Origin of the sequence: Herbiconiux moechotypicola (genome assembly GCF_024979255.1) — a bacterium.
GTDB lineage: Bacteria > Actinomycetota > Actinomycetes > Actinomycetales > Microbacteriaceae > Herbiconiux > Herbiconiux moechotypicola.
Genome location: NZ_JANLCN010000001.1, coordinates 176,604 through 200,021 on the forward strand (window position 1 = coordinate 176,604; position 23,418 = coordinate 200,021).

Below are 23,418 nucleotides of genomic sequence, written 5' to 3' on the forward strand. Positions count from 1 at the left end.
ACCCCGTCTCGACCGGCGATGCCCGATCCCTTCGACCCCGATGCCGCGTACGACGCGTTCGCCTCGTGGGCGGCCGATCGCGGCACCCCGCTCTACCCGGCGCAAGACGAGTCGCTGGTCGCGATCGTCTCGGGGGAGAACGTCATCCTCTCCACCCCCACCGGCACGGGCAAGTCGCTGGTCGCGGTGGCGGCGCACGCCACGGCGCTGGCGCAGGGTGTGCGCAGCTTTTACACGGCGCCCATCAAGGCGCTCGTGTCCGAGAAGTTCTTCGACCTGGTGTCTGTCTTCGGCGCCGAGAACGTCGGCATGGTCACCGGTGACTCCTCGGTCAACGCCGATGCCCCGATCATCTGCGCCACCGCCGAGATCCTGGCCAACCTGGCGCTCCGGCACGGCGCGGAGTCGCCGGTGGGCCAGGTGGTGATGGACGAGTTCCACTTCTACGCCGAGCCCGACCGCGGGTGGGCCTGGCAGGTTCCGCTGCTCACGCTCCCGGCCGCCCAGTTCGTGCTGCTCTCCGCCACCCTGGGCGAGATCGACTGGCTCGCTGCCGATCTCTCCCGCCGCACCGGGCGCGAGACCACCGTCATCACGGGCGTCGACCGGCCCGTGCCCCTCAGCTACAGCTACGCCACCACGCCCATCCAGGAGACGGTCGAGGAGCTCCTGCAGACCCAGCGCGCCCCCGTGTACATCGTGCACTTCGCCCAGCTGGCGGCGGTCGAGCGCGCTCAGGCCCTCGCGAGCATCCGGGTCGCCGACCGGGCGGTGCGCGACGAGATCGCCGAGCTCATCGGTCCGTTCCGGTTCAGCACGGCGTTCGGCAAGACGCTCTCGCGGCTGTTGCGGCTCGGCATCGGGGTGCACCACGCGGGCATGCTGCCGAAGTACCGGCGGCTGGTGGAGCGGCTGGCCCAGCGCGGGCTGCTGCGGGTCATCTGCGGCACCGACACCCTGGGCGTGGGCATCAACGTGCCCATCCGCACGGTGCTGCTGTCGGCCCTCACGAAGTTCGACGGCACCCGGATGCGCCAGCTCACGGCGCGCGAGTTCCACCAGATCGCGGGCAGGGCCGGCCGGGCCGGTTTCGACACCGCCGGCACCGTGGTGGTGCAGGCGCCCGAACACGAGACCGAGAACCTCAAGGCGCTCGCGAAGCTGGGCGACGACCCGAAGAAGCGCCGCAAGTTCATCCGCAAGAAGGCTCCCGACGGCTTCGTGAGCTGGGGCGAGCCGAGCTTCGAGAAGCTCATCGCCGCGCCACCGGAGCGGCTCACCTCGCAGTTCAGGGTCACGCACGCCATGGTGCTCAACGCCATCGCTCGGGGCGGAGACGTGGTGGCCACCATGCGCGCGCTGCTCGAAGACAACCACGAGCCGCGCGAGCGGCAGCGGGAGCACATCAGGCAGGCGCTCGCCATCTACCGCACGCTGCGCACGGCGGGCGTGGTCGAGCAGGTCACCGACGCCGTCACCGGCCAGACCATCATCAGGCTCACCGTCGACCTGCAGCCGAACTTCGCCCTCAATCAGCCGCTGTCTCCGTTCGCTCTCGCGGTCTACGACCTGCTCGACGAGAACTCGCCCACCTTCGCGCTCGACGTGGTGTCGGTCACCGAGGCCATCCTCGACGACCCCCGTCCGGTTCTGTCGGCCCAGCAGTTCGTAGCCCGCGGCGAGGCCGTGTCGGCGATGAAGGCCGAGGGTCTCGACTACGACGAGCGCATGGACCTGCTCGAGGAGGTGAGCTACCCGAAACCCTTGGAGGGGCTCCTGGGCGAGGCGTTCGCCACCTATCGGGGCTCGCAGCCGTGGATCGGCGACTTCGACATCTCGCCGAAGTCGGTGGTGCGCGACATGTACGAGCGCGCCATGTCGTTCGGGGAGTACATCGCATTCTACCGGCTGGCGCGGTCGGAGGGGCTGGTGCTGCGCTACCTGTCCGACGCCTACCGAACTCTGCGTTCGACCGTGCCGGAGGAGTACAAGAGCGACGACCTCGTCGACCTGATCGAGTGGCTGGGCGAGCTCGTGCGGCAGACCGACTCGAGTGTGCTCGACGAATGGGAGACCCTGCTCGATCCGGCCGCTGCCGCGGCTTCCGCCTCCGGGGGAGACCTCGTCGAGCCCGTCGTGCCGCCGGCACCGCGCCGCGTCACCTCCAACGTGCGGGCGTTCCGCATCCTGGTGCGCAACGAGCTGTTCCGCCGGGTGGCCCTTGCCGCCCGCGGGGCGTGGGAGGAGCTCGGGGAGCTCGACGGGGCGTCGGGCTTCGGCGCCGAGCGCTGGGCCGAGGCCATGGACGACTACCATGACGAGCACGACGTGGTGGGCATCGGCCCGCACGCCCGCAGCGCGGCCCTGCTCATCCTCGACGAGAAAGCGACCCCCTCCGACGTGCTGCCGGGCGAGCCGTCGGTGTGGCGTGCCCGGCAGATCTTCGACGACCCCGCGGGCGACCACGATTGGGGCATCACGGCCGAGATCGATCTGGCGGCCTCCGACGAGGCGGGCACCGCCGTGGTGAAGGTGCTGGCCGTCGACCGGCTCTGAGCGGTAGCACCGGCCGGCAGGGCGGGCCGGCTCCGGGGGCTGGGCGCGGTCAGCGCACCACGAGGTGCGGTAGCTGCCAGTCGAACGCGATCGCGGCGAGCCGCAGCCCCGCGCAGACCACGAACCCCGCGGTCATACCCACCGCGGGTCGCGCGGTGAGGCGCACCACGATCAGCATCACCAGCGCACCGGCGGCCGCGGCCGACGCGTACACGCTCGAGGTCAGCACCGAGGGCACCGCACCGAGCAGCAGGTCGCGGGCGATCCCCCCGCCCACCGCGGTGAGGGTGCCGAGGATCACCACGACCAGCCCGTTCGAACCGTGGTCGAGTGCTTTCTGCGCTCCGGTCACGGCGAACAGCGCCAGTCCGAGTGCGTCGAGCACGGCGATCAGTTCGTCGGGGGCGGGTGCGCCCAGGAAGGCCAGAACGAGGGCGACCCCCGAACCGACCAGTGCGGCCAGGAGGCGCGAGGGCGAGCGGAAGGCGAAGGGCGGGGTGTCGCCGAGCAGGAGGTCGCGCGTGATCCCGCCCACGAGCGACGACACGCAGCCCACCACCATGATGCCGAACAGGTCGAGGCCGGCCTCGGCGGCCAGTCTGGCGCCCTCCCACGCGAACAGCGCGGTCGCGGCCACGTCGGCCAGCGTGAACGCGCGCTGAGACCGGCGCGCCGCCGCCTGTGCGGTCTGCCCTGTCACGCCACGCCCGTCGATCCGGAGTCGCCGCGGGCGCGCACCCACCGTGCCAACAGCATGCTCCCTGAGCGCAGGAGCGAGTCGAGCTCCATCGCGCGGGCGGCGGATGCGGCCCCCACTGCCGACGCGATGCGCGGCCCCGCCCCGCCTTCGAGCATCGGGCTGGTCGTGAGGCACAGCTCGTCGACCTGGTCAGCGGCGACGAACGCGCCGAACAGCGACGGCCCGCCCTCGCAGAGCACCTGGCGCAGCCCCCGAGCGGTCAGCGAAGCCCTGATCGTGGTGGGGTCGGCGTGTTCCTCGCCCGCGTCGACGACATCGGCGACCTCCCTGAGTCGCTCACGCGCATCCTGGGGCGCCCGCCTCGTGGTGAACACGATCGGCCGCACCGGAGCCTGGCGGAACAGCGCCGACTGGGGGTCGAGGTCGAGGGAGCCGCTCACGAGCGCCATCACCGGGTGCGGGGGCAGTCCGTGGGCCACCCGCCAGTCGACGAACCGCTCGGCGACGGTCAGGGCGCCGTAGCCTTCGTCGCGAGCGGTTCCCGCGCCCGCGAGCACCACGTCGGACACGGCGCGGAGGGTGTCGAACACCGCCTTGTCGGCAGGCCCTCCCAGGGCACCGGAGAGACCGCCGAGGGTGGCCGAGCCGTCGATGCTCTGGATGAAGTTCACGCGGAGGGTGGGAGTGGAACGGTCGGGGGCGGAGAACCGCTGCAGCAACGCCTCGGCGTCGAGCGGAGCTCCCGCCACCGGCAGCACCGGCACGATCTCGGGGAACGAGTCGATCGCCTCCCTCGGAACCGCGGCGCTCACAGGTTGTGCACCTCGAACACGGGCTCGCGGAACCCGAGCACGGCCTCGAGCATCCTCATCGCGGCCACGCTGGCCCGCACGTCGTGCATGCGCACCACTCTCGCGCCGAGGAGGGCGCAGACGGTGGCGGCGACGATCGACCCCTCGGTGCGCTCCGGTTTCGGTGCGCCGAGACTCTCGCCCACGAAGTCCTTGTTCGACACCGCCGCGAGGGTCGGCAGGCCGAGCGAGGTGATCTCTGTCATGCGGCGGGTGAGCTCGAGACTGTGCCGGGTGTTCTTGTTGAGGTCGTGCCCCGGGTCGATGAAGAGCCGTTCCTCCGGAACCCCGGCGGCGACGGCGCGGTCGACCCGCTGCTCGAGATGGTGTCTCACCTCGGCGGCCACGTCGTCGTAGTGCGGTCGCGGGTAGGGCTTGCGCGGCTCGGCCAGCGAGTGCGTGAGCACGAGTGACGCGGGGGAGTCGGCGACGACGGCGGCCAATCGCGGGTCGCTGAGTCCGGTGGTGTCGTTGACGACCCGGGCGCCGGCGGCGATGCAGGCCACCGCCACGTCAGCGCGGAAGGTGTCGACCGAGATCACCACGTCGCGCTCGGCCGCGACCGCCTCGACCACGGGCAGCACCCGCGCGAGTTCCTCGCCGGCCGTGATCTCGGGTCCCGGTGCGAACTTGGCACCGCCGATGTCGATCCAGTCGGCACCCGCATCGGCCGCGGCGAGGGCGGCCTCGACCGCGCGGTCCAAGGCGAAGGTGGCGCCCTGGTCGTAGAACGAGTCCGGCGTGCGGTTCACGATCGCCATCACGGCGATCCGCCGATCGAAGTCGAAGGTGCGGGCACCGATGGTGCGCACCGGGTGGCGCAACGGGGGGAGGTAGACGCCCTCGCCGGGAAGGAGGTCGTGCGGCGCTGCCGGGCGGTGGTGGCTCATGGAACCATCATGGACGCATCCGTCCGCGCCGCGGTCCAGGGCTCGCGTCAGGGCGGTGCCACACCGTGAGAAGCTTGAGTCATGAGCGATCTGCCCGTCCCCGCGCATCCGCGCGACAGCGGAGACGCCTGGGTCGAAGCACCGGACGGTCGCCGGTACTGGGGCCGGTACGGCGCAGCGGGTCTGCTCGTGCACGACGCCGACGCGGGCGTGCTGCTGCAGCACCGGGCCGAGTGGAGCCACTTCGGTGGCACCTGGGGTCTGCCGGGCGGTGCGCGGCACGAGGGCGAGTCCGCGGTGGCCGGGGCGGTGCGCGAGGCCGGTGAAGAGGCCGGTGTGCCCGCCGAGCTGCTCGAGATCGGCTTCGCCTCGACCCTCGACCTCGGGTTCTGGTCGTACGTCACGGTCGTGGCCCGCACCACGCAGGCGTTCGCTCCGCAGATCGGCGACGCCGAGAGTCTCGAGCTGCGCTGGGTTCCGGTCGACGAGGTCGATGCGCTCCCGCTGCATCCGGGGTTCGGTGCCGCCTGGCCGATGCTCCGGTCACGACTGGCCGAGCGCATCGGCATCGTGGTCGATGCCGCGAACGTGGTCGGCTCCCGGCCCGACGGTTGGTGGCGCGATCGCCGCGGGGCCGCCGAGCGGCTTCTCGCGCGTGTCGAGCAGCTGAGTGCGCGAGGCGTCGACGCCGTGCAGTTCGACGATTCCGGTCACGGCGAGCGACCTGGGCGGGTGTGGCCCGCGTTCGAGGTGGTGCTGGAGGGCCGGGCGCGCACCGCCGGTGCGGAGCGTCCTGGCGGAGTCGCCCCCGCCGCCGGCCCGGCCACTCCTGCGGTCGCCGTCGTGCGTGCCCCCGGCTCGGGCGACGACGAGATCGTGGAGGTCGCGGCGCGTGCGGTGGCCCGTGGCGCGGGGTCGCCGGCGGTGAGGACGATCGTGGTCACCGCCGATCGGGAGCTCTCCGAGCGCGTGCGCTCCGTGGGGGCCGAGGTGCGGGGGCCCGGATGGCTGCTCGACCTGCTCGACGGAGCGGATGCGGCGGAGGCCGGCGGTGCCTCGGCCTCTGACGGTGTCTCGGAGGCCGGCGGTGTCTCGGAGGCCGGCGGTGTCTCGGAGGACGGTGGTGTCGGCGGGGTCGCGTAGTCTCGTCGCATCATGAGCCCCACTTCCGCCGGTGCGGCCGAGGCCGGTCGAGGTCACGAGCCGCTCACCGCGCACTACGCACCGGCCGAGCCGGTCGATCTCGTCAGCACGCTGGCACCGCTCCGTCGGGGGCCGCACGACCCGTGCATCCGGGTGGCGCCCGAGGGTCTGTGGGTCGTGCTCGACACGCCGGGCGGCTCTGCGTCGCTGCTGCTGAGAGGGATGCGCGGGGCGGTGACCGCCCAGGCCTGGGGCGACGGCGCGGCAGTGGCCCTCGACGAACTGCCCATCCTGCTCGGCAGCGGCGACGACTGGAGCGAACTCGACCTCTCGCCGTCGCCGCTGCTCGGAGAGGTGCGTCGGCGGCGCCCCGGCCTCCGGCTCGTGCGCAGCTCCCGAGTGCTCGGGGCGCTCGTGCCGGCGGTCATCGAGCAGCGGGTCACCTCGGTGGAGGCCCACCGCGCCTGGCGCACCCTGGTCACCCGGTTCGGCGCACCCGCACCCGGGCCCGCTCCTGAGAGCATGCGGGTGCCGCCTTCGCCCGAGACCTGGCGGCGCATCCCGTCGTGGGACTGGCACCGTGCCGGGGTCGACCCGGGTCGTTCGGCGACGGTGGTGCGCGCGGCCGTGGTGGCTGCCGGCCTCGAGCGCACGCTCAGTGGTGCCGGGGCCGGGGGCGGGCCCGACGTGTGGCGGCGGCTGAGAACGGTGCCGGGCGTGGGGGAGTGGACCGCTGCAGAGACGGCCCAGCGCTCGCACGGCGATCCGGATGCGGTGAGCTTCGGCGACTACCATCTCGCCTCGCTCGTGGGCACGGCACTGGTGGGTGAGCCGCTCGACGACGACGGGCTCGCCGAGCTGCTGGAGCCCTGGGCGGGTCAGCGACAGCGCGTGGTGCGCCTGGCGCTGGCCTCGGGTGTGAGCGTGCCGAGACGGGGAGCGCGCATCACCATCCAAGACCACCGCTCGCACTGAGCGTGGGATCGCGGCGGGCTCAATACCAGTGCGGGGAGCGCGCCTGCCAGGCGGAGAGTGCGCCGCAGGGCGTGTCGTAGCGGTTGACGATGTAGCTGAGTCCCCAGGTGATCTGGGTCGCCGCGCTGGTGATGTAGTCGGAGCCCGCCGAGGCCATCTTGGTGGCGGGGAGCGACTGCGGGATGCCGTACGCGCCGCTGGAGGGGTTGTAGGCGTTGGCGCGCCAGCCCGACTCGCCGATCCACAGCTGCACGAGGCAGCGGAACTGCGAATCCCCCCAGCCGTAGGCCGGCATCTGGCTCGCGGCGTAGGCCTGCGCCTCGGCGGGCGTGGCCACCTGACTGCTGTCGGGCACCCAGGCGCCCGTGGTCGCGCCGGTCGCGACCTCGTTCGCTGCTGCGGCGGCGGCGGAGGCAGCCTCGGCGGCAGCTTGCGCGGCCGCCTGCTGGGCCCGGTACTCCGCCCCGGCCTGGTATTGCTTCTCGAGCTCGACGGTCGTGTCGTTGAGGGTGGCCAATTGGGCTACGAGGGTCTCGCTGCGGGACTGAGTCTCGGCCACCTGGGCGTCGGCGGCCGCCCGAGCGTCTTCGGCCGACTGGAGCGCGGTCTGCGCGGAGGTCGCGAGCGCGTCGCGCTCGGCCCGGGCCACCTCGGCCTGCGCGTCGAGTGCGGCGGCCGTGTTGCGGGCGGCGACAGCCTGGTCGCGGATGCCCGCCGTCTGCTCGGTGAGCTTGGCCATCGTGCCGAGGCGGTAGAGCAGCGAGTCGGCCTGGCTCTGGTCGAGCGCGAGGCCGAGGCCGCTGTCTCCACCCGATCGGTAGAGCTGGGCGGCGAGCCGGCCGAGCGTGGCGTCGGCGGTGGTCGCCTTCTCGGTCGCCGCCTGCGCGCGAGCGGCGAGGGCGTCGGCGGTGGCGGTGGCGGTGTCGAGCGCGGTCTTGGCCGAGAGGTACTCCTGCCCACGCTGGAGCGCCTCGTCGGCGCGGGCCGCCGCCTCGTCCTGCAGGCCCGCGAGGAGCGAGTTGATGGAGTCGACCTCGGCCTGCTTGGCGGCGGCGTTCGACTTGGCGGCGTTCACCTCGTCCCACGTGGGGTACTCGTCGCGCACGAGCGACGGAGGTGGCGCGGCGTGGGCGGGGAGGGAGGCGCCGAGGGTCAGCGCGAGCACCGCCGCGATGGCGGTGACGCTGCGGGCGGTGGCCTTCCCCATGCGTCCAGGGTATGTGACGAGAGTGACGGTTGTACACAACGGCTCGCGCGCGTCACCGATACCATGCCGCTATGGACACCTCGCTCGTCGACGGCTGGAGCGAATTCGCCGTGGCGTCGGCCGGTGCAGCGGCCGCCCTCGCAGGCCTGCTCATCGTCGCCATCTCGGTCAACGTCAAGGAGATCATCTCGGGCGCGGCACTGCCGTCGCGCGCGGGTGCGACCATCGCGTCGGTGGTGGTCATCCTCCTCGGGTCGACGGTCATGCTCATCCCGGGCCAGCCGGCCGTGCTGCTCGGCCTCGAGCTCGCGGTGTTCGCCCTCATCGCCCTGGGCCTGCAGATCGATGCGGCCACGCGCATGTTCGCCCATCACGTCGGCGCGGGCACGCTCGGACGGCTGTTGCAGACGGTGCTCGGCGTCGGTGCCCAGCTCTGGGTCGTGGTGGGCGGCGCGGCCGTGGCCTTCGGCTCGGGCTGGGGACTCTATCTGGTCGCCGTCGGCTTCGTCGCCATCTTCGCGGCGGCGGTGCTCAACGCCTGGGTGCTCATGATCGAGATCCTGCGCTGACGGGGAATAATCCAGCCGATTGATGTATTTGTATCGAAGTGGCCGCATCCGGGCCGCTCCGACCGCTTCGGCATCACGAAAGAGAGATCATGACCGACACCCTCGAGATCCCCGGTTACAAGGCCGGCACCTGGACCGTCGACCCCTCCCACAGCGAGGTGGGGTTCAGTGTGCGCCACATGCTCATCAGCAAGGTGAAGGGGAAGTTCGAGAAGTTCGACGCCACCTTCGTCACGGCCGAGAACCCGCTCGACACCACCGTCTCGGCCTCTGCCGAGGTGGCCTCGGTGAACACCAACGACAAGAACCGTGACGGCCACCTCGCCACGAACGACTTCTTCGACGCCCCCACCTTCCCCGAGCTGACCTTCGTGTCGACCGGCGTGCGCCAGGAGGGCGGCGACTTCAAGGTGGACGGCGACCTCACCATCAAGGGCGTGACCAAGCCGGTCACCTTCGACTTCGAGTTCGGCGGCTTCGGCACCGACCCGTACGGCAACTACAAGGCCGGCTTCACGGCGACCGCCGAGGTCGACCGCAACGACTTCGGTGTGAACTGGAACGCCGCTCTCGAGACCGGTGGCGTGCTCGTGGGCGACAAGGTCACCATCACCATCGACGTGCAGGCGGTCCTGCAGCCGTAAGGTCTGCAGCACGCAGCGCGTTCGAGGGCACCGGAGGACTCCTCCGGTGCCCTCGTCTTGTCCTGCACAAGGATGGGTGTGGAGCGGGCTCCTCCACAGCAGCCGTTCTCGTGGCCGGCGAGTGCCTCGCGGTCGGCACACTCCCGGTATGTCCGAATCCACCATCGTCCTCGACCGGTCTCCGGTCACCGTGCTCGAACCGTTGCTCGCCGACCTCGACTCCGTGCTCGGCTTCCGGCCCACCCGTTCGCTCGCCCTTCGCATCCGGCGGCCCGCCCGCCCTTTCGCGGTGCTGCGCCTCGACCTTCCCGGCCCACCCGCCTCGAGGCAGGAGGGAGAGCGCCTGGCGGCGGCGGTCGTCGGGCTTCTCGCCCGTGTTCCCGGAGCGGGCTCGCTCGACCTGGTCGCGTTCGGCGAGCCGTCCGCGAGAGTCTCTACGACACGTGCCGCTCCGGGTTGCGCCCCCGACGCCGGTGGGCGGGCAGAACCTCCCGCCGAGGAGGCCCGACGGCTGCTCGCCGCCGTCTCGGCCGTGAGGCGCGGCGCGCAGGCGGCGGGGTACGCGGTGCTCGAGGGCTGGTGCGTCTCGGGGGAGCGGGCGCTCGAGGCCTTCTCCGCACGCGGCCCCGGCGCGCGATCCGGGCCGGGTTCCGGTGAGGGTGCGGCGCGCGGGTGGATCGAGGTGTCTCCGGGCCCCGAGCTCAAGCCGGCCGGTGGTGGCGGCGACGTGCACTCCGGCGGGTTCGTGCCGATACCCGAGGCGTCGGAGCAGTGCAGAGCTCGCAGCCTCGCCACGCTGGCGGCTCTCGGCGGGTCGAAGGCCGGATCGGGGCCGGATTGGATGGCCGAGCGGGTGCGACTCTGGCATGAGGCGCTCGCGCGGGAGGCCCCGCCGTCCGAGGCGCGCTCCGTCGAGCTCGGCGCCTGGCTTCAGCACAAGCGGGTGCGCGACGGCGTGCTCGTGATGTGCGCGTGGGGTCTCGACGCGGGGCTCCGCGTGCTGCCGGGTGGTTCCCGGCAGGAGGCCGACCGGTACTTCGGCGCCGTCCTCGGCGAGGGCAGCGTCGCTCCCGACGACGTGAGGGTCAGGGCCGCGGTCGAACTGCTGCGACGCATCGTCGAGTGCAGCCCGGTCACTCTCGCGGCGGCCCCGCTCACGATCCTGGCCTGGCTGGAGTGGACGCGCGGTCGTGGGTCGGTGTGCGGAGCCTACCTGCGCCTCGCACTGCTCGCCGACGCCGATTATGAGTTGGCGGTACTGCTCGGCGAGGCGACCAGCCACGGGCGGGTGCCGGAGTGGGTGCGGCCGTGAGCCGCGAGAGTTCGGTGGCCGCTCACGCGAGCCCGGTGGCCGGCCGCGCGAGCTCCGTGCCCGGCCGGGGGCGCTCAGTGGCCGGCCGGGGGCGCTCAGTGGCCGGTCAGGGGCGCCAGGAGCCGTGCGGCGAGGGAGCGGCGCCCGGTGACCGACTCCTCCACGTCGGCCGCCTCGGTGCCGATGAGGCCGAGATTGGCCCCGGCGAAGCGCAACGGCTCGCGCTCCCAGCGGCGCGAGAGGTGGTTCACCCAGGGCAGCCGGGTGAGCTCCGTCTCCTGCCGGGTGATGAGTTGCGCGAGGGTGCGGCCGGCGAGATTGGTGGTGCTGAGGCCGTCGCCGACGTAGCCTCCCGCATAGGCGATCCCCGTGCGGGGGTTGTAGCTCGCGGTCGGGTGCCAGTCGCGTGGCACGCCGAGCGGGCCACCCCAGCGGTGCGTCACCGGCGTGCCCTTCACCGCGGGGAAGAGCTCGCCGAGCGTCGACTCGAGATGGTCGAACACCCGGTCCACACGGTCGTACTCGGGGCGGATCGAGCTTCCCCAGTGGTACCGGGCACCGCGACCGCCGAACGCGAACCGGTTGTCGGCGGTGCGCTGGCCGTACACGAGCAGGTGCCGGTAGTCGGAGAACGTCGTGCCGTGCTCGATGCCGAGGTCGTCCCACACCTGGTCGGAGAGCGGCTCGGTCGCGATCATGAGCGAGTACAGCGGCAGGATGCGCCGCCCGATCCCCGGCATGGTCGCACCGTAGGCCTCGACGGCGAGCACCACCGTCTCGCAGCTGACGAGCCCTTGGCCGCCCGCGCCGGAGTAGAGAACGCGCCCGGGGGCCCACTCCACCGCCTCGGTCTGCTCCGCGATGGTCACGCCGAGCTCCTCCACCACGCGCGCCAGACCGCGCACGAGTTTCGCCGGGTGCAGGCGCGCGCAGGCGGGATCGAAGCTCGCCGCGAGCGAGGAGGTGGCGGCGAGCGCCCGGGCGTGCGCATCGTCGCGACCGCCCGGTGTGACGAGCTCGAGATCGTCGACCCCGAACTCCCTGGCCGCGTCGACCTCGCTCTGCGCGGCGGCTCGTTGCACGGTGTCCCGCGCGAACACGAGCGTTCCGCCCTTCACGAAGTCGCAGTCGATGCCCTCCGCCGCCGCGACCCTCCCGACCTCGTCGACCGTGTCGATCATGGTCGAACGGAGGGCACGCGCCGCGTCGTCGCCGTAGGCACGCCGGAGCGCCTCGGCCGACTTGGGGAACAGGGCGGAGCACCATCCGCCGTTGCGACCGGAGGCTCCGAACCCGGCGACCTGCTTCTCGAGAACGGTGATCTCGAGGCTCGGGTCGGCCTTCTTCAGGTAATAGGCGGTCCAGAGGCCGGTGAGGCCGCCGCCCACGATGCAGACTCCGGTGCTGAGGTCGCCCTGGAGCGCCGGGCGCGGCACCACCACCTCCCCGGCCTGCGCCAGCGAGTCGAACCAGAACGACAGGTCGCGGTAGATCGGAGCCGAGCCGCGGCGCTCGCCGGTCAGAGCCGGCTCCAGGCCTCGGTGAGAACGCCGCGGAGGATCTGCTCGATCTCGTCGAACTCGCGTGGACCGATGGTGAGCGGTGGTGCGAGCTGGATGACGGGGTCGCCCCGGTCGTCGGCCCGGCAGTACAGTCCCGCGTCGAAGAGCGCTTTCGACAGGAATCCGCGCAGCAGCCGCTCCGACTCGTCGTCGTCGAAGGTCTCCTTGGTCGCCTTGTCCTTCACCAGCTCGATGCCGAAGAAGTATCCGTCGCCGCGCACGTCGCCGACGATCGGCAGATCGCCGAGCCGCTCGAGCGACTGGCGGAACAGGGGCGAGTTGGCCCGCACGTTCTCGTTGAGTCCCTCTTCTTCGAAGATGTCGAGGTTCTCCAGGGCCACCGCGGCCGACACCGGATGCCCGGCGAAGGTGTACCCGTGGTAGAACGCCGTCTGACCGTGCTTGAAGGGCTCGTACACCCGCTCGTTCACGATGGTCGCGCCGATCGGCGAGTAGCCGCTGGTCATGGCCTTGGCGCAGGTGATCATGTCGGGTTCGAAGCCGTAGGTGTCGCAGGCGAAGTAGTTGCCGATCCGGCCGAAGGCGCAGATCACCTCGTCGCTCACGAGCAGCACGTCGTGCCGGTCGCAGATCTCGCGCACGCGCTGGAAGTATCCGGGAGGGGGAGGGAAGCATCCGCCCGAGTTCTGCACCGGTTCGAGGAAGACCGCCGCCACCGTGTCAGCCCCCTCGAACAGGATCATCTCCTCGATGCGATCGGCCGCCCAGATCCCGAACTGCTCCTCGGTGCCCTCGAAGCCCATCTCGTGGGCACGGTAGTAGTTGGTGTTCGGCACCCTGAACCCGCCCGGGGTCACCGGTTCGAACATCTGCTTCATCGCCGGGATGCCGGTGATCGCGAGCGCACCCTGCGGTGTGCCGTGATAGGCGATCGACCGCGAGATCACCTTGTGCTTCGTGGGCCGGCCCTGCAGCTTCCAGTAGTACTTGGCGAGCTTGAAGGCGGTCTCCACGGCCTCGCCGCCGCCGGTGGAGAAGAACACGCGGTTAAGCTCGCCGGGGGCGAGATCGGCCAGGCGGTCGGCGAGTTCGATCGCCGAGGGGTGGGCGTACGACCAGATCGGGAAGAACGCGAGCTCCTCGGCCTGCTTGGCTGCGACCTCGGCCAGCCGTCGTCGCCCGTGGCCGGCGTTCACCACGAACAGCCCCGAGAGGCCGTCGATGTACTTCTTGCCCCGGGAGTCCCAGATGTGATGCCCTTCACCCTTGGTGATGATGGGCACCCCGTCACCGGACTCCATCACCGACTGACGGGCGAAATGCATCCACAGATGGTCTTTCGCCATCTGCTGCAGCTCGGCTTCCGAGCGCGGCGCACGGGCGGAGGCGGTGGTGGGTGTGTCGGTCGTGGTCATCGTGTACCCCAGTTGTAGAGCTGTTTGTGCAGTTTCAGATAGACGAAGGTCTCGGTGGACTGGACCCCGTCGAGTCGCCTGATCTCCGAATTGAGAAGGGCGATGAGGTCGTCATCGTCTTCGCAGACGACTTCGGCCAGGATGTCGAAGGTGCCCGCGGTGAGCACCACGTAGTCGACCGCCGGCATGCGCGCGAGGGCATCGGCCACCTCGCGGGTGTCTCCCGACACCTTGAGCCCGATCATCGCCTGGCGGTAGAAACCGAGCTGCAGCGGGTCGGTCACGGCCACGATCTGCATCACGCCCGCTTCGGTGAGCTTCTGCACCCGTTGCCGCACCGCGGCCTCGCTCAAGCCGACCGCTTTGCCGATCTCGGCGTACGAGCGGCGCCCGTCGTCTTGCAGCTGCTCGATGATCGCCTTCGACGTGTCGTCGAGCTGCGCAGGGCGAGGAGAGGACTTCATCTCTCGATTTTGTCAGGATGACTGGCCGGCGGCAAGCGATTCCGTCGGAGATGGGCTCTCAGGGTGCTGAAATCAGCAGTAGGGGAGCCGTCGCACCGCGTGCTTGCGCCCGGCTCCGTGCTCGGGGCCGGGTGGCGTAGGGTGAGCGGATGGCCGGGCGCGCTCAGGACGCAGAACGCGATCCATGGCGGGCGGTGGCGAGCGGCCGTTTCCTCGTGATCGTCGACGCCGGGGTCTCTGAGGAGGTGTGGCAGGGCGTCTGCGCCACGGTCGAAGTCGAATCGCTCCCCGAGAACATCGGTCCCGCCGGCCAGGTGCACACCGGAGGCCTGGAGAGGATCGTGTCCGCCATCCCGGTGCGGGGTGTCGACGCCGTCGACCACTTCGCCGTGGTCGAGCTGCCGCCCGCCCGCGACGGCGTCGCCGTCGACGAGCCCGGTGCCCGCACGGTCATGGTGGTGGCGCGGGGCGGCGCCGAGGTGGAACTCCTGCTCGACAGCGGCGCCCACCGGCACACGGCCCGCGGCGCCGAACCGTGGTCGCTGGCCGAGTTCCCCCGCGTGCGGGCGGTCAGAGCGGGCCCGACGGGCTGGAGCGCCGGCACGATCCGTGCTCGTCACGACGGGGATCGGGGCCACGAACCCGTCACCACAGCGGGCGAGCCCGGCACGACGCCCGCGCCCGCCTTCACGGTACGGGTGAACGACGGGCCCCTCGAGCCCCTCCGGCGGCCGCTCGTCGTCGGCCGTCGGCCCCGTGCCCTGCTCTCGGCGCCGCACTCCCGTGCCGAGACGCCCACCGACCTGCGCGCCGTGACTTCTCCTGCACAGCTCGTGTCGGCCACCCACGTCGAGATCGCCCCGAGCGGTGACGTCGTGGTGGTGACCGACCTCGGATCGACCAACGGAACCCGCGTCGTTCCGGGGCACGGAACCCCGGTGCGACTGCGAAAGGGGGATTCTGCGGTCGTGCCGGTGTCGGCTATCGTCGAGATCGGAGACGGCAACGTCATCCACATCCTCCCGTCGGGGCCGGACGGGTTCACGAAGCCCGTCTAGTATTCCCGAAAAGCTGTCAGGAGTTGGTCATCGTGACCCAGATCGGTCGAACGAACGCGCGGGTGCGCTTGGAGGGCCCGGGCGCCCGGGGCGCCGCCGTGGTGCTGTCGTGGTCGGCCGTCTCCCACACCGGCAACAGGCGCACCGCCAACGAGGACAGCTCGCTCTCCGAGCCTCCGGTCTTCGCCGTGGCCGACGGGATGGGGGGGCACTCCGCGGGCGACGTCGCGAGTGCCGCCGTGGTCGGGCGGCTCTCCGCCATCACCGGTGCGCGCACCGACGCCGACACCATCGAGGCCGCGCTCGAGCTGGCGCTGGCCGACATCGACCGGGTGGGCGACGAGTCGGTGCTCGGCACCGGCACCACGGTCACGGGTGCCGCCCTCAGCGAGCTGGAGGGAGAGCTCGGCTGGCTGGTCTTCAACATCGGCGACTCCCGCACCTATCTCTACGAGCACGGCGCCCTCCAGCAGCTGACGGTCGACCACTCCGTGGTGCAGGAACTGGTCGACGCGGGCCTCATCACCCGTGAGCAGGCCGAGACCCACCCCGACAGCAACGTCATCACCCGCGCCGTCGGCTTCCACGAGAAGCCCGTGCCCGATTACGGCACCGTCGCACTCGCCACGGGTCAGCGGCTCCTGCTGTGCTCCGACGGGCTCACGAAGGAGCTCACCGAGGTGGGCATCCAGCACTACCTCGCCACCACCGACACCGCCGATCGTGCCGCCGTCGAACTCGTCACCGCGGCGCTGGCCAACGGCGGCCGTGACAACATCACCGTGGTGGTGGTCGACGTCGAGGCCGCCGACGACTGAACGATGGCCCGGCGTCTCCCCTCCGCTCCACCCGCACTGCCCGGGTTCACGCCCGTCCGTGTGCTCGGTTCGGGGGGCTTCGCCGACGTCTTCCTCTTCGAGCAGAACCTCCCCAGGCGTTTCGTGGCCGTGAAGGTGGTCGTGCCCGAGGTCGTCGACGACCAGGTTCGGCGCATGTTCCGGTCGGAGGCCGACCTGATGGCCGGTCTCAGCGCACATCCCTCCGTGCTCACCGTGTACGAGGCCGGGGTCTCCTCCGACGGTCGCCCGTACCTCGTCACGGAACTCTGCTCCTCGTCGCTCGGCGACGGCTATCGCAGCCGACCGCTGCCGGTGGCGGATGTGCTGCGCATCGGCGTGCGCGTCGGCGGTGCCCTGCACGCGGCCCACTACCAGGGCGTGCTCCACCGCGACGTCAAGCCCTCGAACATCCTCATCACCGCCTTCGGGGCCCCGGTGCTCGGCGACTTCGGTGTCGCCTCCACCATGAAGGGCCGCGCGGGGGGAACGGGGGCCGGCCTGTCGATCCCCTGGTCGGCACCCGAGGTGGTCGACGAGTCGACGCCGGGTACGGTCGCCTCCGAGGTGTGGTCGCTCGGAGCCACGCTCTACTCCCTGCTGGCCGGGCGCAGCCCGTTCGAACGACCCGGGTCGGCGCCGGGCGAGCTCGCCCGGCGCGTGCGGTCGGCCCGCCTGCCCGCACTGGGTCGCGACGACGTGCCGGCGTCGCTGGAGCGGGTGCTCTCCCGCAGCATGGCGAAAGACCCGGCGAGACGTCAGGCCGACGTGGCGCAGCTGGTGCATGAGCTCCAGGCCGTCGAGGCGGAGCTGGGGCTCACCCCTACGCCGGCCGAGCTGGCCCCGGCCGCGTGGGCCGGGGAGTACGCGCGCGACCCCGACGACCGCACGCGCATCGCCCCGGCGACGTCCTCGGCGCAGGGAGGGGGAGGCGCGGGCGCCGGGCGATCCGGGAGCACGACCCGCCGGCGCACGGTCACGGTTCTGGTCGCGGGAGCAGCGGCGCTCGCCGTCGTCGCGGTGGCGGGGCTCGCCGGTCTCACGCTCGGGCGCCAGTCGTCGTCGACGGCGCCGGCCGTCGGCGAGATCCGGACCGTCGAGTCGGGAGAGGGCGTGCGCTTCGAATGGGCCGACCCGGGACTGGCTGCCGGTGACAGCTACCGGGTGACCACGTCGACGGGCGGCACCTCGGTGCAGCAGTCAGCCGAGTTCGTGGTGCATCCCGCCCCAGGTCAGCGCATCTGCATCACCGTCGCAGTGGTGAGAGCCGGCCGGGCAGGCGAACCGAGCTCGCCCGGCTGCACGGAGGGTTCGTGACCGTCGCGGGCCCTGGCCGGCCCCGGTCCCCGCGACCGGCCAGGCGTCTTCGCGCGGTCGCCGTGGTGGCCGTGGTGGCGGTGGTGGCGGGTATCTCGGCCGGTGCGGCGCTCGCCGACGGCTACGCCGGTGCCCGGGTGCAGCCCGACGACGCGGCGATCTGGGTGAGCAGCGCCGTGCACCAGTCCGTCGCGCGTGCCAACACGCTCGTGGGCGAACTCGACACGGCGGTGCGCATGGGGTCGTCGTCGCTCACCGTCGCCCAGTCGGGGCGCACGGTCGTCATCGGCGACCTGGGCGCGGGCGAGGCCAGACTTCTCGATCCTGCGACGGCCGAGGTTCTCGTCGCGGCGCCGTTGCCGAGCGGAACCGACCGGGTCGAGCTCCAGGGGGGCACGATCGTCATGTCGTCTCGGTCCACGGGCGACGTCTGGGCGGTCGAGGTCGGCGCGCTCGCCTCCTTCGACGCGACGACCACCCCGACCCTTGCTCTCGGTGCGGGCGGTGCGGCGAGCGTGAGCGAAGACGGCTCGATCGTCGCCGTGTCGCCCTCGGCCGGCGCGGTCTACACGCTTCCCCAGGGATCGAGGGGGGTGGCAGCCGGCTCGGCGGCGATCGACCTGCAGCCCGACGCCGACGTCGAGATCGCCGCGGTGGGCGAGAGCTGGGCGGTGCTCGACCGTACCGTGCCGAGAGTGCTCCTCCCGAACGCCGTCGCCCCTCTCGACGCCGTGGACGATCCCGCCACGGCGCGGCTGCAGGAGTCGGGGGAGTCGTCGGGGGCGGTGCTCGTGGCCACGTCGAGCGGGTTGCTCGGCGTCGGGCGCGACGGCGCGGTGGAACGCCTCGCCGACGGCGACGGTCCTCCGGCGGCTCCGACGTGGGTGGGCGGATGCGCGTACGCGGCCTGGAGCGGTTCCGGATACTGGACGGGGTGCGAGGGCGAGCCGGCCCGCAGCGGCGGGCTCGACGGGCTGTCGTCGAGCTCCCGGCTGGTGTTCGACGGCGACGGGGGTGAACGCCTGCTCGTCTCCGACACGGTCACCGGGCGCAGCTGGGACCTCGCCCGCGCGGGCGCCGTCATCGACGACTGGGAGCCGCTCGTGGCCGCGGCGGCCGACGACGACGCCGCGGGCACCACGATCGCCGACCGTGCCGACGAGCTCGACCCCGATCAGCGGCCGCCGGTGGCGGCCGACGACCGGTTCGGGGCTCGACCGGGTCGCGCGACGGTGCTGCCGGTGCTCCAGAACGACTACGACCCCAACGGCGACGTGATCGTGATCGATGCGGTACAGGTGGCCGATGATGCCGACTACTCCGTCGGCATCGTCTCGGACCGCCAGCGGCTGCTGGTGACGCTGCCGTCGACCGCGAGCGGCACTCTCGCGCTCGGCTACACCGTCTCCGACGGGCACGGGGGAAGTGCGTCGGCCACCGTCTCGGTCGAGGTGCGGACCGACTCCGAGAACTCCCCACCGGTGCAGGTGCGCCAGCGCACGATCGACGTCGTCAGCGGGGGCCGGGCAGAGGTCTCCGCGCTCTCCGACTGGTACGACCCCGACGGCGACCCGATCGTCGTGCGCACGGCATCGGCGGGGTCGCCCGGTTCGATCGCGGTCGGCCCCGACGGATCGATCACGGTGCTCGATCCCGGAATCGAGACAGGCACCTCGCCGGCGGTGATCGTCGTCTCCGACGGAGTCTCCGACACCACGGGCACGGTGTGGATCTCCTCCACCGCTCCGGAAGACGCGCCCCTGCTCGCCGAGGGCTTCGCCGTCGCCGCGCGCGTGGGCGAGGCAGTGACGCTGTCGCCGCTGGCGCACGTCACCGGTGCGTCGGGCGGCCTGAGGCTCGGTTCGCTCACCGCGCGGGAGGGCGCGGTGCAGCCCGACTTCCTCACCGGAACGGGGGAGTTCACCCCGGCGAGCGCCGGCACCACCCTGCTCGAGTACTCCGTGGCCGACGGCGCGCGCTCGGCCTCCGGCGTGATCCGGGTGGTGGCCGAGCCTGCCGCCGAGGCGGGCGCGGCGCCCGTCACGCTGCCGCACGCCGCCGTGGTGCGCGCGGGCGGCAGCGTCGACGTCGACGTGCTCGCCCTCGACAGCGACCCGGCGGGCGGGGTGCTCCTGGTCGAGGGCGAGCTCGACGTGCCGGCACCGTATCGGGCCGAGGTGCTCGACCGCCGCACCGTGCGCATCGTGCTCGAGGGCCCGGACCCCGAGGAGTCGGCAGGGTCGGGCCGCAGCGTCGTGGGCTATCGCGTCACCAACGGCGTGGCCTCCACGGCGGGGACCATCTCCGTCATGGAGGTCTCGGCCGGTGCGACCGCGCCACCACCGGTGGCGCGCGACGATCGGGCCTCGGTGCGGGCGGGCGACGTGGTCGACATCCCGGTGCTCGCCAACGACCTCCACCCCTTCGGCGACCCGCTCACCCTCGACCCGGTGCTCCCGAGGAGCCTCGCCTCCGACGCCGGACTGCTCTTCGTGTCGGGGGACCGGCTGCGCTACCTGGCCCCGGGCACTCCGGGCGACTACACCGCTCTCTACCGGGTCGACGCGCCCGACGGACAGTGGGCGACCGGTTCGGTGACGATCACGGTGCGGGAGGCCGACCTCGACAGCAACAGCCCGCCGCGGCCCGGGGGGATCGTCGCGCGGGTGGCGGCCGGCGAGACCGTGCGCATCCCGGTCGACCTCGAGGGCGTCGACCCCGACGGCGACTCCGTGCAGTTCCTCGGTGCGGACTCCGCCCCGGGCAAGGGTGCCGTCACCGATTTCGGTGACGACTGGATGGAGTACACGGCGGGCGAGTATTCCACCGGCACCGACCGGTTCGACTACGCCGTGGTCGACCGTCTCGGTGCCCGGGCGGTCGGGATTGCGCGGGTGGGCATCGCCCCCCGAACCGACGACGGCCCCGGAGCGCCCGTGGTGGTCGCCGACGAGGTGAGCACCCGGCCCGCGCGCACGGTGCTCGTGCCGGTGCTCGCCAACGACTCCGATCCCGAGGGCGGAGCGCTGAGCGTGGTGGGGGTCGAGCCGATCGATCCCGGTCAATCGGCGCTCGCCCGCGTGGAGGGCGATCTCGTGGCGGTCGAGGTGCCATCCGCCGAGCACCGGTCGGCGTTCGTCTACACCGTCTCCGACGATCGGGGTGCGGAGGCCACCGGCGTGCTGATCGTCGATGCGCGCAGCGACGCACCGCTCGCGAGGCCCGTGGTGAGCGACACGGTCGTTCCGGTGGAGCAGGTGATGGAGGCCGAGGACGGTGTGATCGACGTCGACGTCCTCCGTTCGGTGTTCTTCGCGGAGGGCGAGGTGAGCCGGCTGTGGCTCTCGGTCGATCCGGGTTCGGCGCGGGTCGCGCGGGTGGCCGACGGCCGGGTTCGGGTGCAGGTGGCCGACGGACAGCAGATCATCCCGTTCACGGTCGCCCACCCCGACGATCCCAACGTGCGCTCGAGCGGGTTCGTCTGGGTGCCCGGCCGCGCCGACGCGCTGCCGCAGCGCCGCGTCGACGCCCCCGCCCTGCGGGTGCGATCGGGCGAGCCGCTCACGATCGAGCTGGCCGACCAGATCGTCGTGGCGGGGGGTGGGAGGCCGGTCGTGGCCGACCGGAGCTCGGTGCGGGCGACGCACTCCGACGGCGGATCGCTCGTCGTCGACGATGACACCCTCGGTTTCCGCAGTGCCGACGGCTACTTCGGCCCGGCATCGATCTCGGTGGAGGTGGCCGACGGCACCGGCGGCGACGCCAGGGTCTCGACGATCGTACTGGGCATCACGGTGACCCCGGCCGTCGACCAGCCGCCCCGGTTCGAGGGCGCTGTGGTCGAGCTGGAGCCGGGGCAGGCCCGTACTCTCGATCTCGTCCGGCTCACCTCCACTCCCGTGGGCACCAGCCCGCCCTCCGGCTTCTCGTTGCTCGAGCCCGCCTCCGGTGGCTTCACCGCGATGCTGGTGGGCTCGAGGCTCACGCTCACCGCGGCCGACGGCGCCGGCAGAGGTGACTCGGGCTCGTTCACGATCGGGGTGTCCTCCGCGGCGAGCGCGGGTCGCTCCGGCCGGGTCGAGGTCTCGGTGGTCTCCTCCACCCGGCCGAAGGCGGTGGCCGTCGCCGACACCGTCGTCGCACCGCGAGGGCGGACCACCAGCATCGACCTGCTCGCCAACGACGCCGCCGGCAATCCGTTCCCCGCGACCCCGCTCCGCCTCGTCGCCGTCCGGGGGGCCGAGGCCGGCCGGCTTCCCGACGGCGTCCAGGTCGTGCCACGGGGGGAGACGGGCGTGCTCGACGTCACCGTCTCGGCCGACGCGCCCGCAGCCGACCTGGCCCTGCACTATCAGGTGCTCGACGCCACCGGCGCGAGCGACCGTGCCGTCTGGGGCTCGGTCTCCGTGAGCGTGCAGGATCGCCCGGAGCCGGTGCGCTCCGTGGCGGTGACCGGGTTCGGTGACCGAACCCTCACTGTGGCGATCGCTCCGGGTGCGGCACGCAACTCGCCCATCTCGGTGTTCGAGGTCACGGCCCGCACGCCGTCGGGGGATTCCGTGACCACGGAGTGCGCCAGCACGGTGTGCACGGTCGGCACTCCGGGGAACGGACCGACCGCGGCGGCCACGGTCTCGGTCTCCGCGCGCAACGCGGTCGGGCTGTCCGACCCGGTGGTGTACGGCTCCGCCGTGTGGAGCGACCTGCTGCCCTCCGTTCCCGTGGCCCTCACCGCCGCACCGGCCAACGGTACGCTGCTCGCACGATGGTCGCCGAGCACGGTGCCGGCCGGAGGCTCCGCCGTGCAGGAGTACACGGTGTCGGTGGACGGCAGGGCCCAGTCCACCGTTCCGGCCTCGTCGTGCGAGGCATCGGGCTGCTCCACCGTCATCACCGGGCTCTCGAACGGCACCTCCACCTCGATCGTGATCGGGGCGCGCAACGGAGCGTACCCGGCGCTCTCCAGCTGGCCCACCGCATCCGTCACCGCCACGCCCTACGGGGCGCCGCGGGCCGGCACGGCCACCGCGGTCGTCGATCCCGCAGGGGCGCCCGGCAGCCTCACCGTGGTGTGGCCGGGATTCGAGGGCAACGGAGACCCGGTGTCGGGTTACGTCGTGCAACTGCTCGCACCGGGCACGACCGCTGTGCCCGGTGGCGCCCAGGCGTGCTCGGTCACGGCGCCCGCTCCCGGCTCCGTGGTCGAGCCCGTGGTGGGCTCCGCCGTGCTCGATCAGCGGGTTCTCGGTGCGGGAGCCGGGAGTGCCGTGTTCACCGGACTCGACCTCGTCGGTGCGGCCTACCCGGTGGTGGTGTGGGGTCACAACCGCGCGGGATGCACGCCGAGCGCCCTCACGACGGCCGTCGTGCTGCCACGACCTGGGCCGGTCGACACCGGCGCCGTGCAGGTCGACATGGTGGTCGAGGGCACGGCGCTCGAGCCGCGGCTCGTCGCGGCGCCCGCGCCGTCGACCGTCCCCACCACGCGATACCGCGTGCAGCGGGTCGCCGAGGACGGGTCTCCGTTCGGACCGAGCGCTTCGCTCGCGCTCGGTGAGCTGCCACGCCTGCGCACGGGAGGGGAGTTCGGCGCGCCGTACCGGTTCGTGGTGCAGGCCTGCACCACGTGGAACGGCGTCGAGGCCTGCGGCGATCCGTCGGGTCCTGTGACCGCACCCGAGCCGAGTCTCACCTTCGCACCCGCAGCCGGCCCCTCCTTCGCGGCAGGGATGTGGCGCTGGAGCGGGGCGCCCGACAACGGTGACCTCCCGGCGATCTTCACCTGCGGGCCCGACGGCGCGACGCCCTCCCGCGACGTGGTGCCCGAATCGCTCACGAGCACCACGTGCACACCGGCCGGCTCCACGGGAGGCCCGCCGGGCGGCGACGGCCCGGCCTGGCTGCTCGTCGCCGTCGGCGGCCGCGACTTCGTCTATCGTGACCCAGGGGATTGAGGAC

17 protein-coding genes are annotated in these 23,418 nt (G+C 72.3%); 10 read left to right on the forward strand and 7 right to left on the reverse strand.

Annotation, left to right across the window (positions count from 1 at the left end; all coding sequences use genetic code 11):
- Positions 1-18: 18 nt before the first annotated feature.
- A complete protein-coding gene (locus tag N1031_RS00850; protein ID WP_259478045.1) occupies positions 19-2,556 on the forward strand; it encodes a DEAD/DEAH box helicase in 2,538 nt (845 codons plus the stop codon).
- Positions 2,557-2,605: 49 nt separating this feature from the next.
- On the opposite strand, the gene N1031_RS00855 is transcribed toward N1031_RS00850, so the two are convergent.
- Genes N1031_RS00855 through folP form a run of 3 tightly spaced genes read right to left on the reverse strand, consistent with a single transcriptional unit; the run spans position 2,606 to position 4,997 of the window.
- Positions 2,606-3,256 carry a trimeric intracellular cation channel family protein gene (locus N1031_RS00855; protein WP_259477694.1) on the reverse strand — a complete coding sequence of 217 codons (651 nt, stop codon included), beginning with the start codon at positions 3,254-3,256 and terminating at the stop codon, positions 2,606-2,608.
- Positions 3,253-4,068 carry a pyrimidine reductase family protein gene (locus N1031_RS00860; RefSeq protein ID WP_259477695.1) on the reverse strand — a complete coding sequence of 272 codons (816 nt, stop codon included), beginning with the start codon at positions 4,066-4,068 and terminating at the stop codon, positions 3,253-3,255. The genes N1031_RS00855 and N1031_RS00860 overlap by 4 nt, the downstream gene beginning before the upstream one ends.
- Positions 4,065-4,997 carry a dihydropteroate synthase gene (gene folP / locus N1031_RS00865; protein ID WP_259477696.1) on the reverse strand — a complete coding sequence of 311 codons (933 nt, stop codon included), beginning with the start codon at positions 4,995-4,997 and terminating at the stop codon, positions 4,065-4,067. Before folP ends, N1031_RS00860 begins: the two co-directional genes overlap by 4 nt.
- 81 nt (positions 4,998-5,078) lie before the next feature.
- Between folP and N1031_RS00870 the strand changes: the two genes are divergently transcribed.
- Positions 5,079-6,140 carry an NUDIX domain-containing protein gene (locus tag N1031_RS00870; RefSeq protein ID WP_259477697.1) on the forward strand — a complete coding sequence of 354 codons (1,062 nt, stop codon included), beginning with the start codon at positions 5,079-5,081 and terminating at the stop codon, positions 6,138-6,140.
- A gap of 12 nt (positions 6,141-6,152) precedes the next feature.
- The gene (locus tag N1031_RS00875) at positions 6,153-7,115 is read left to right on the forward strand and encodes a DNA-3-methyladenine glycosylase family protein (protein WP_259477698.1); all 963 of its coding nucleotides are present in this window, start codon (positions 6,153-6,155) and stop codon (positions 7,113-7,115) included.
- A gap of 19 nt (positions 7,116-7,134) precedes the next feature.
- On the opposite strand, the gene N1031_RS00880 is transcribed toward N1031_RS00875, so the two are convergent.
- Positions 7,135-8,322 carry an aggregation-promoting factor C-terminal-like domain-containing protein gene (locus N1031_RS00880; RefSeq protein ID WP_259477699.1) on the reverse strand — a complete coding sequence of 396 codons (1,188 nt, stop codon included), beginning with the start codon at positions 8,320-8,322 and terminating at the stop codon, positions 7,135-7,137.
- Between the two features lie 71 nt (positions 8,323-8,393).
- On the opposite strand from N1031_RS00880, the gene N1031_RS00885 reads away from it, so the two are divergent.
- From N1031_RS00885 to N1031_RS00895, 3 genes are all read left to right on the forward strand, one after another.
- The gene (locus N1031_RS00885; protein ID WP_259477700.1) at positions 8,394-8,891 is read left to right on the forward strand and encodes a hypothetical protein; all 498 of its coding nucleotides are present in this window, start codon (positions 8,394-8,396) and stop codon (positions 8,889-8,891) included.
- Positions 8,892-8,980: 89 nt separating this feature from the next.
- Complete coding sequence (locus N1031_RS00890) at positions 8,981-9,535, forward strand: YceI family protein (protein WP_259477701.1); 555 nt, start codon at positions 8,981-8,983, stop codon at positions 9,533-9,535.
- A gap of 148 nt (positions 9,536-9,683) precedes the next feature.
- Positions 9,684-10,847 carry a DUF4192 family protein gene (locus N1031_RS00895; RefSeq protein ID WP_259477702.1) on the forward strand — a complete coding sequence of 388 codons (1,164 nt, stop codon included), beginning with the start codon at positions 9,684-9,686 and terminating at the stop codon, positions 10,845-10,847.
- 95 nt (positions 10,848-10,942) lie between these two features.
- On the opposite strand, the gene N1031_RS00900 is transcribed toward N1031_RS00895, so the two are convergent.
- From N1031_RS00900 to N1031_RS00910, 3 genes are all read right to left on the reverse strand, one after another.
- Complete coding sequence (locus tag N1031_RS00900) at positions 10,943-12,289, reverse strand: NAD(P)/FAD-dependent oxidoreductase (RefSeq protein ID WP_259477703.1); 1,347 nt, start codon at positions 12,287-12,289, stop codon at positions 10,943-10,945.
- A 77-nt stretch (positions 12,290-12,366) separates the two neighbouring features.
- A complete protein-coding gene (locus tag N1031_RS00905; RefSeq protein WP_259477704.1) occupies positions 12,367-13,785 on the reverse strand; it encodes an aspartate aminotransferase family protein in 1,419 nt (472 codons plus the stop codon).
- Positions 13,782-14,249: an Lrp/AsnC family transcriptional regulator gene (locus tag N1031_RS00910; protein ID WP_259477705.1), complete on the reverse strand. Its 468-nt coding sequence runs from the start codon at positions 14,247-14,249 to the stop codon at positions 13,782-13,784. The genes N1031_RS00905 and N1031_RS00910 overlap by 4 nt, the downstream gene beginning before the upstream one ends.
- A 149-nt stretch (positions 14,250-14,398) precedes the next feature.
- Here N1031_RS00910 and N1031_RS00915 point away from each other — a divergent pair, with 149 nt between their 5' ends.
- The 4 genes from N1031_RS00915 to N1031_RS00930 are packed head-to-tail and all read left to right on the forward strand — an operon-like array spanning position 14,399 to position 23,414.
- The gene (locus N1031_RS00915; RefSeq protein WP_259477706.1) at positions 14,399-15,307 is read left to right on the forward strand and encodes an FHA domain-containing protein; all 909 of its coding nucleotides are present in this window, start codon (positions 14,399-14,401) and stop codon (positions 15,305-15,307) included.
- Positions 15,308-15,339: 32 nt separating this feature from the next.
- The gene (locus N1031_RS00920; RefSeq protein ID WP_259477707.1) at positions 15,340-16,125 is read left to right on the forward strand and encodes a PP2C family protein-serine/threonine phosphatase; all 786 of its coding nucleotides are present in this window, start codon (positions 15,340-15,342) and stop codon (positions 16,123-16,125) included.
- A gap of 3 nt (positions 16,126-16,128) precedes the next feature.
- Positions 16,129-17,460: a serine/threonine-protein kinase gene (locus N1031_RS00925; protein ID WP_259477708.1), complete on the forward strand. Its 1,332-nt coding sequence runs from the start codon at positions 16,129-16,131 to the stop codon at positions 17,458-17,460.
- A complete protein-coding gene (locus tag N1031_RS00930; RefSeq protein WP_259477709.1) occupies positions 17,457-23,414 on the forward strand; it encodes an Ig-like domain-containing protein in 5,958 nt (1,985 codons plus the stop codon). Before N1031_RS00925 ends, N1031_RS00930 begins: the two co-directional genes overlap by 4 nt.
- Positions 23,415-23,418 lie beyond the last annotated feature (4 nt).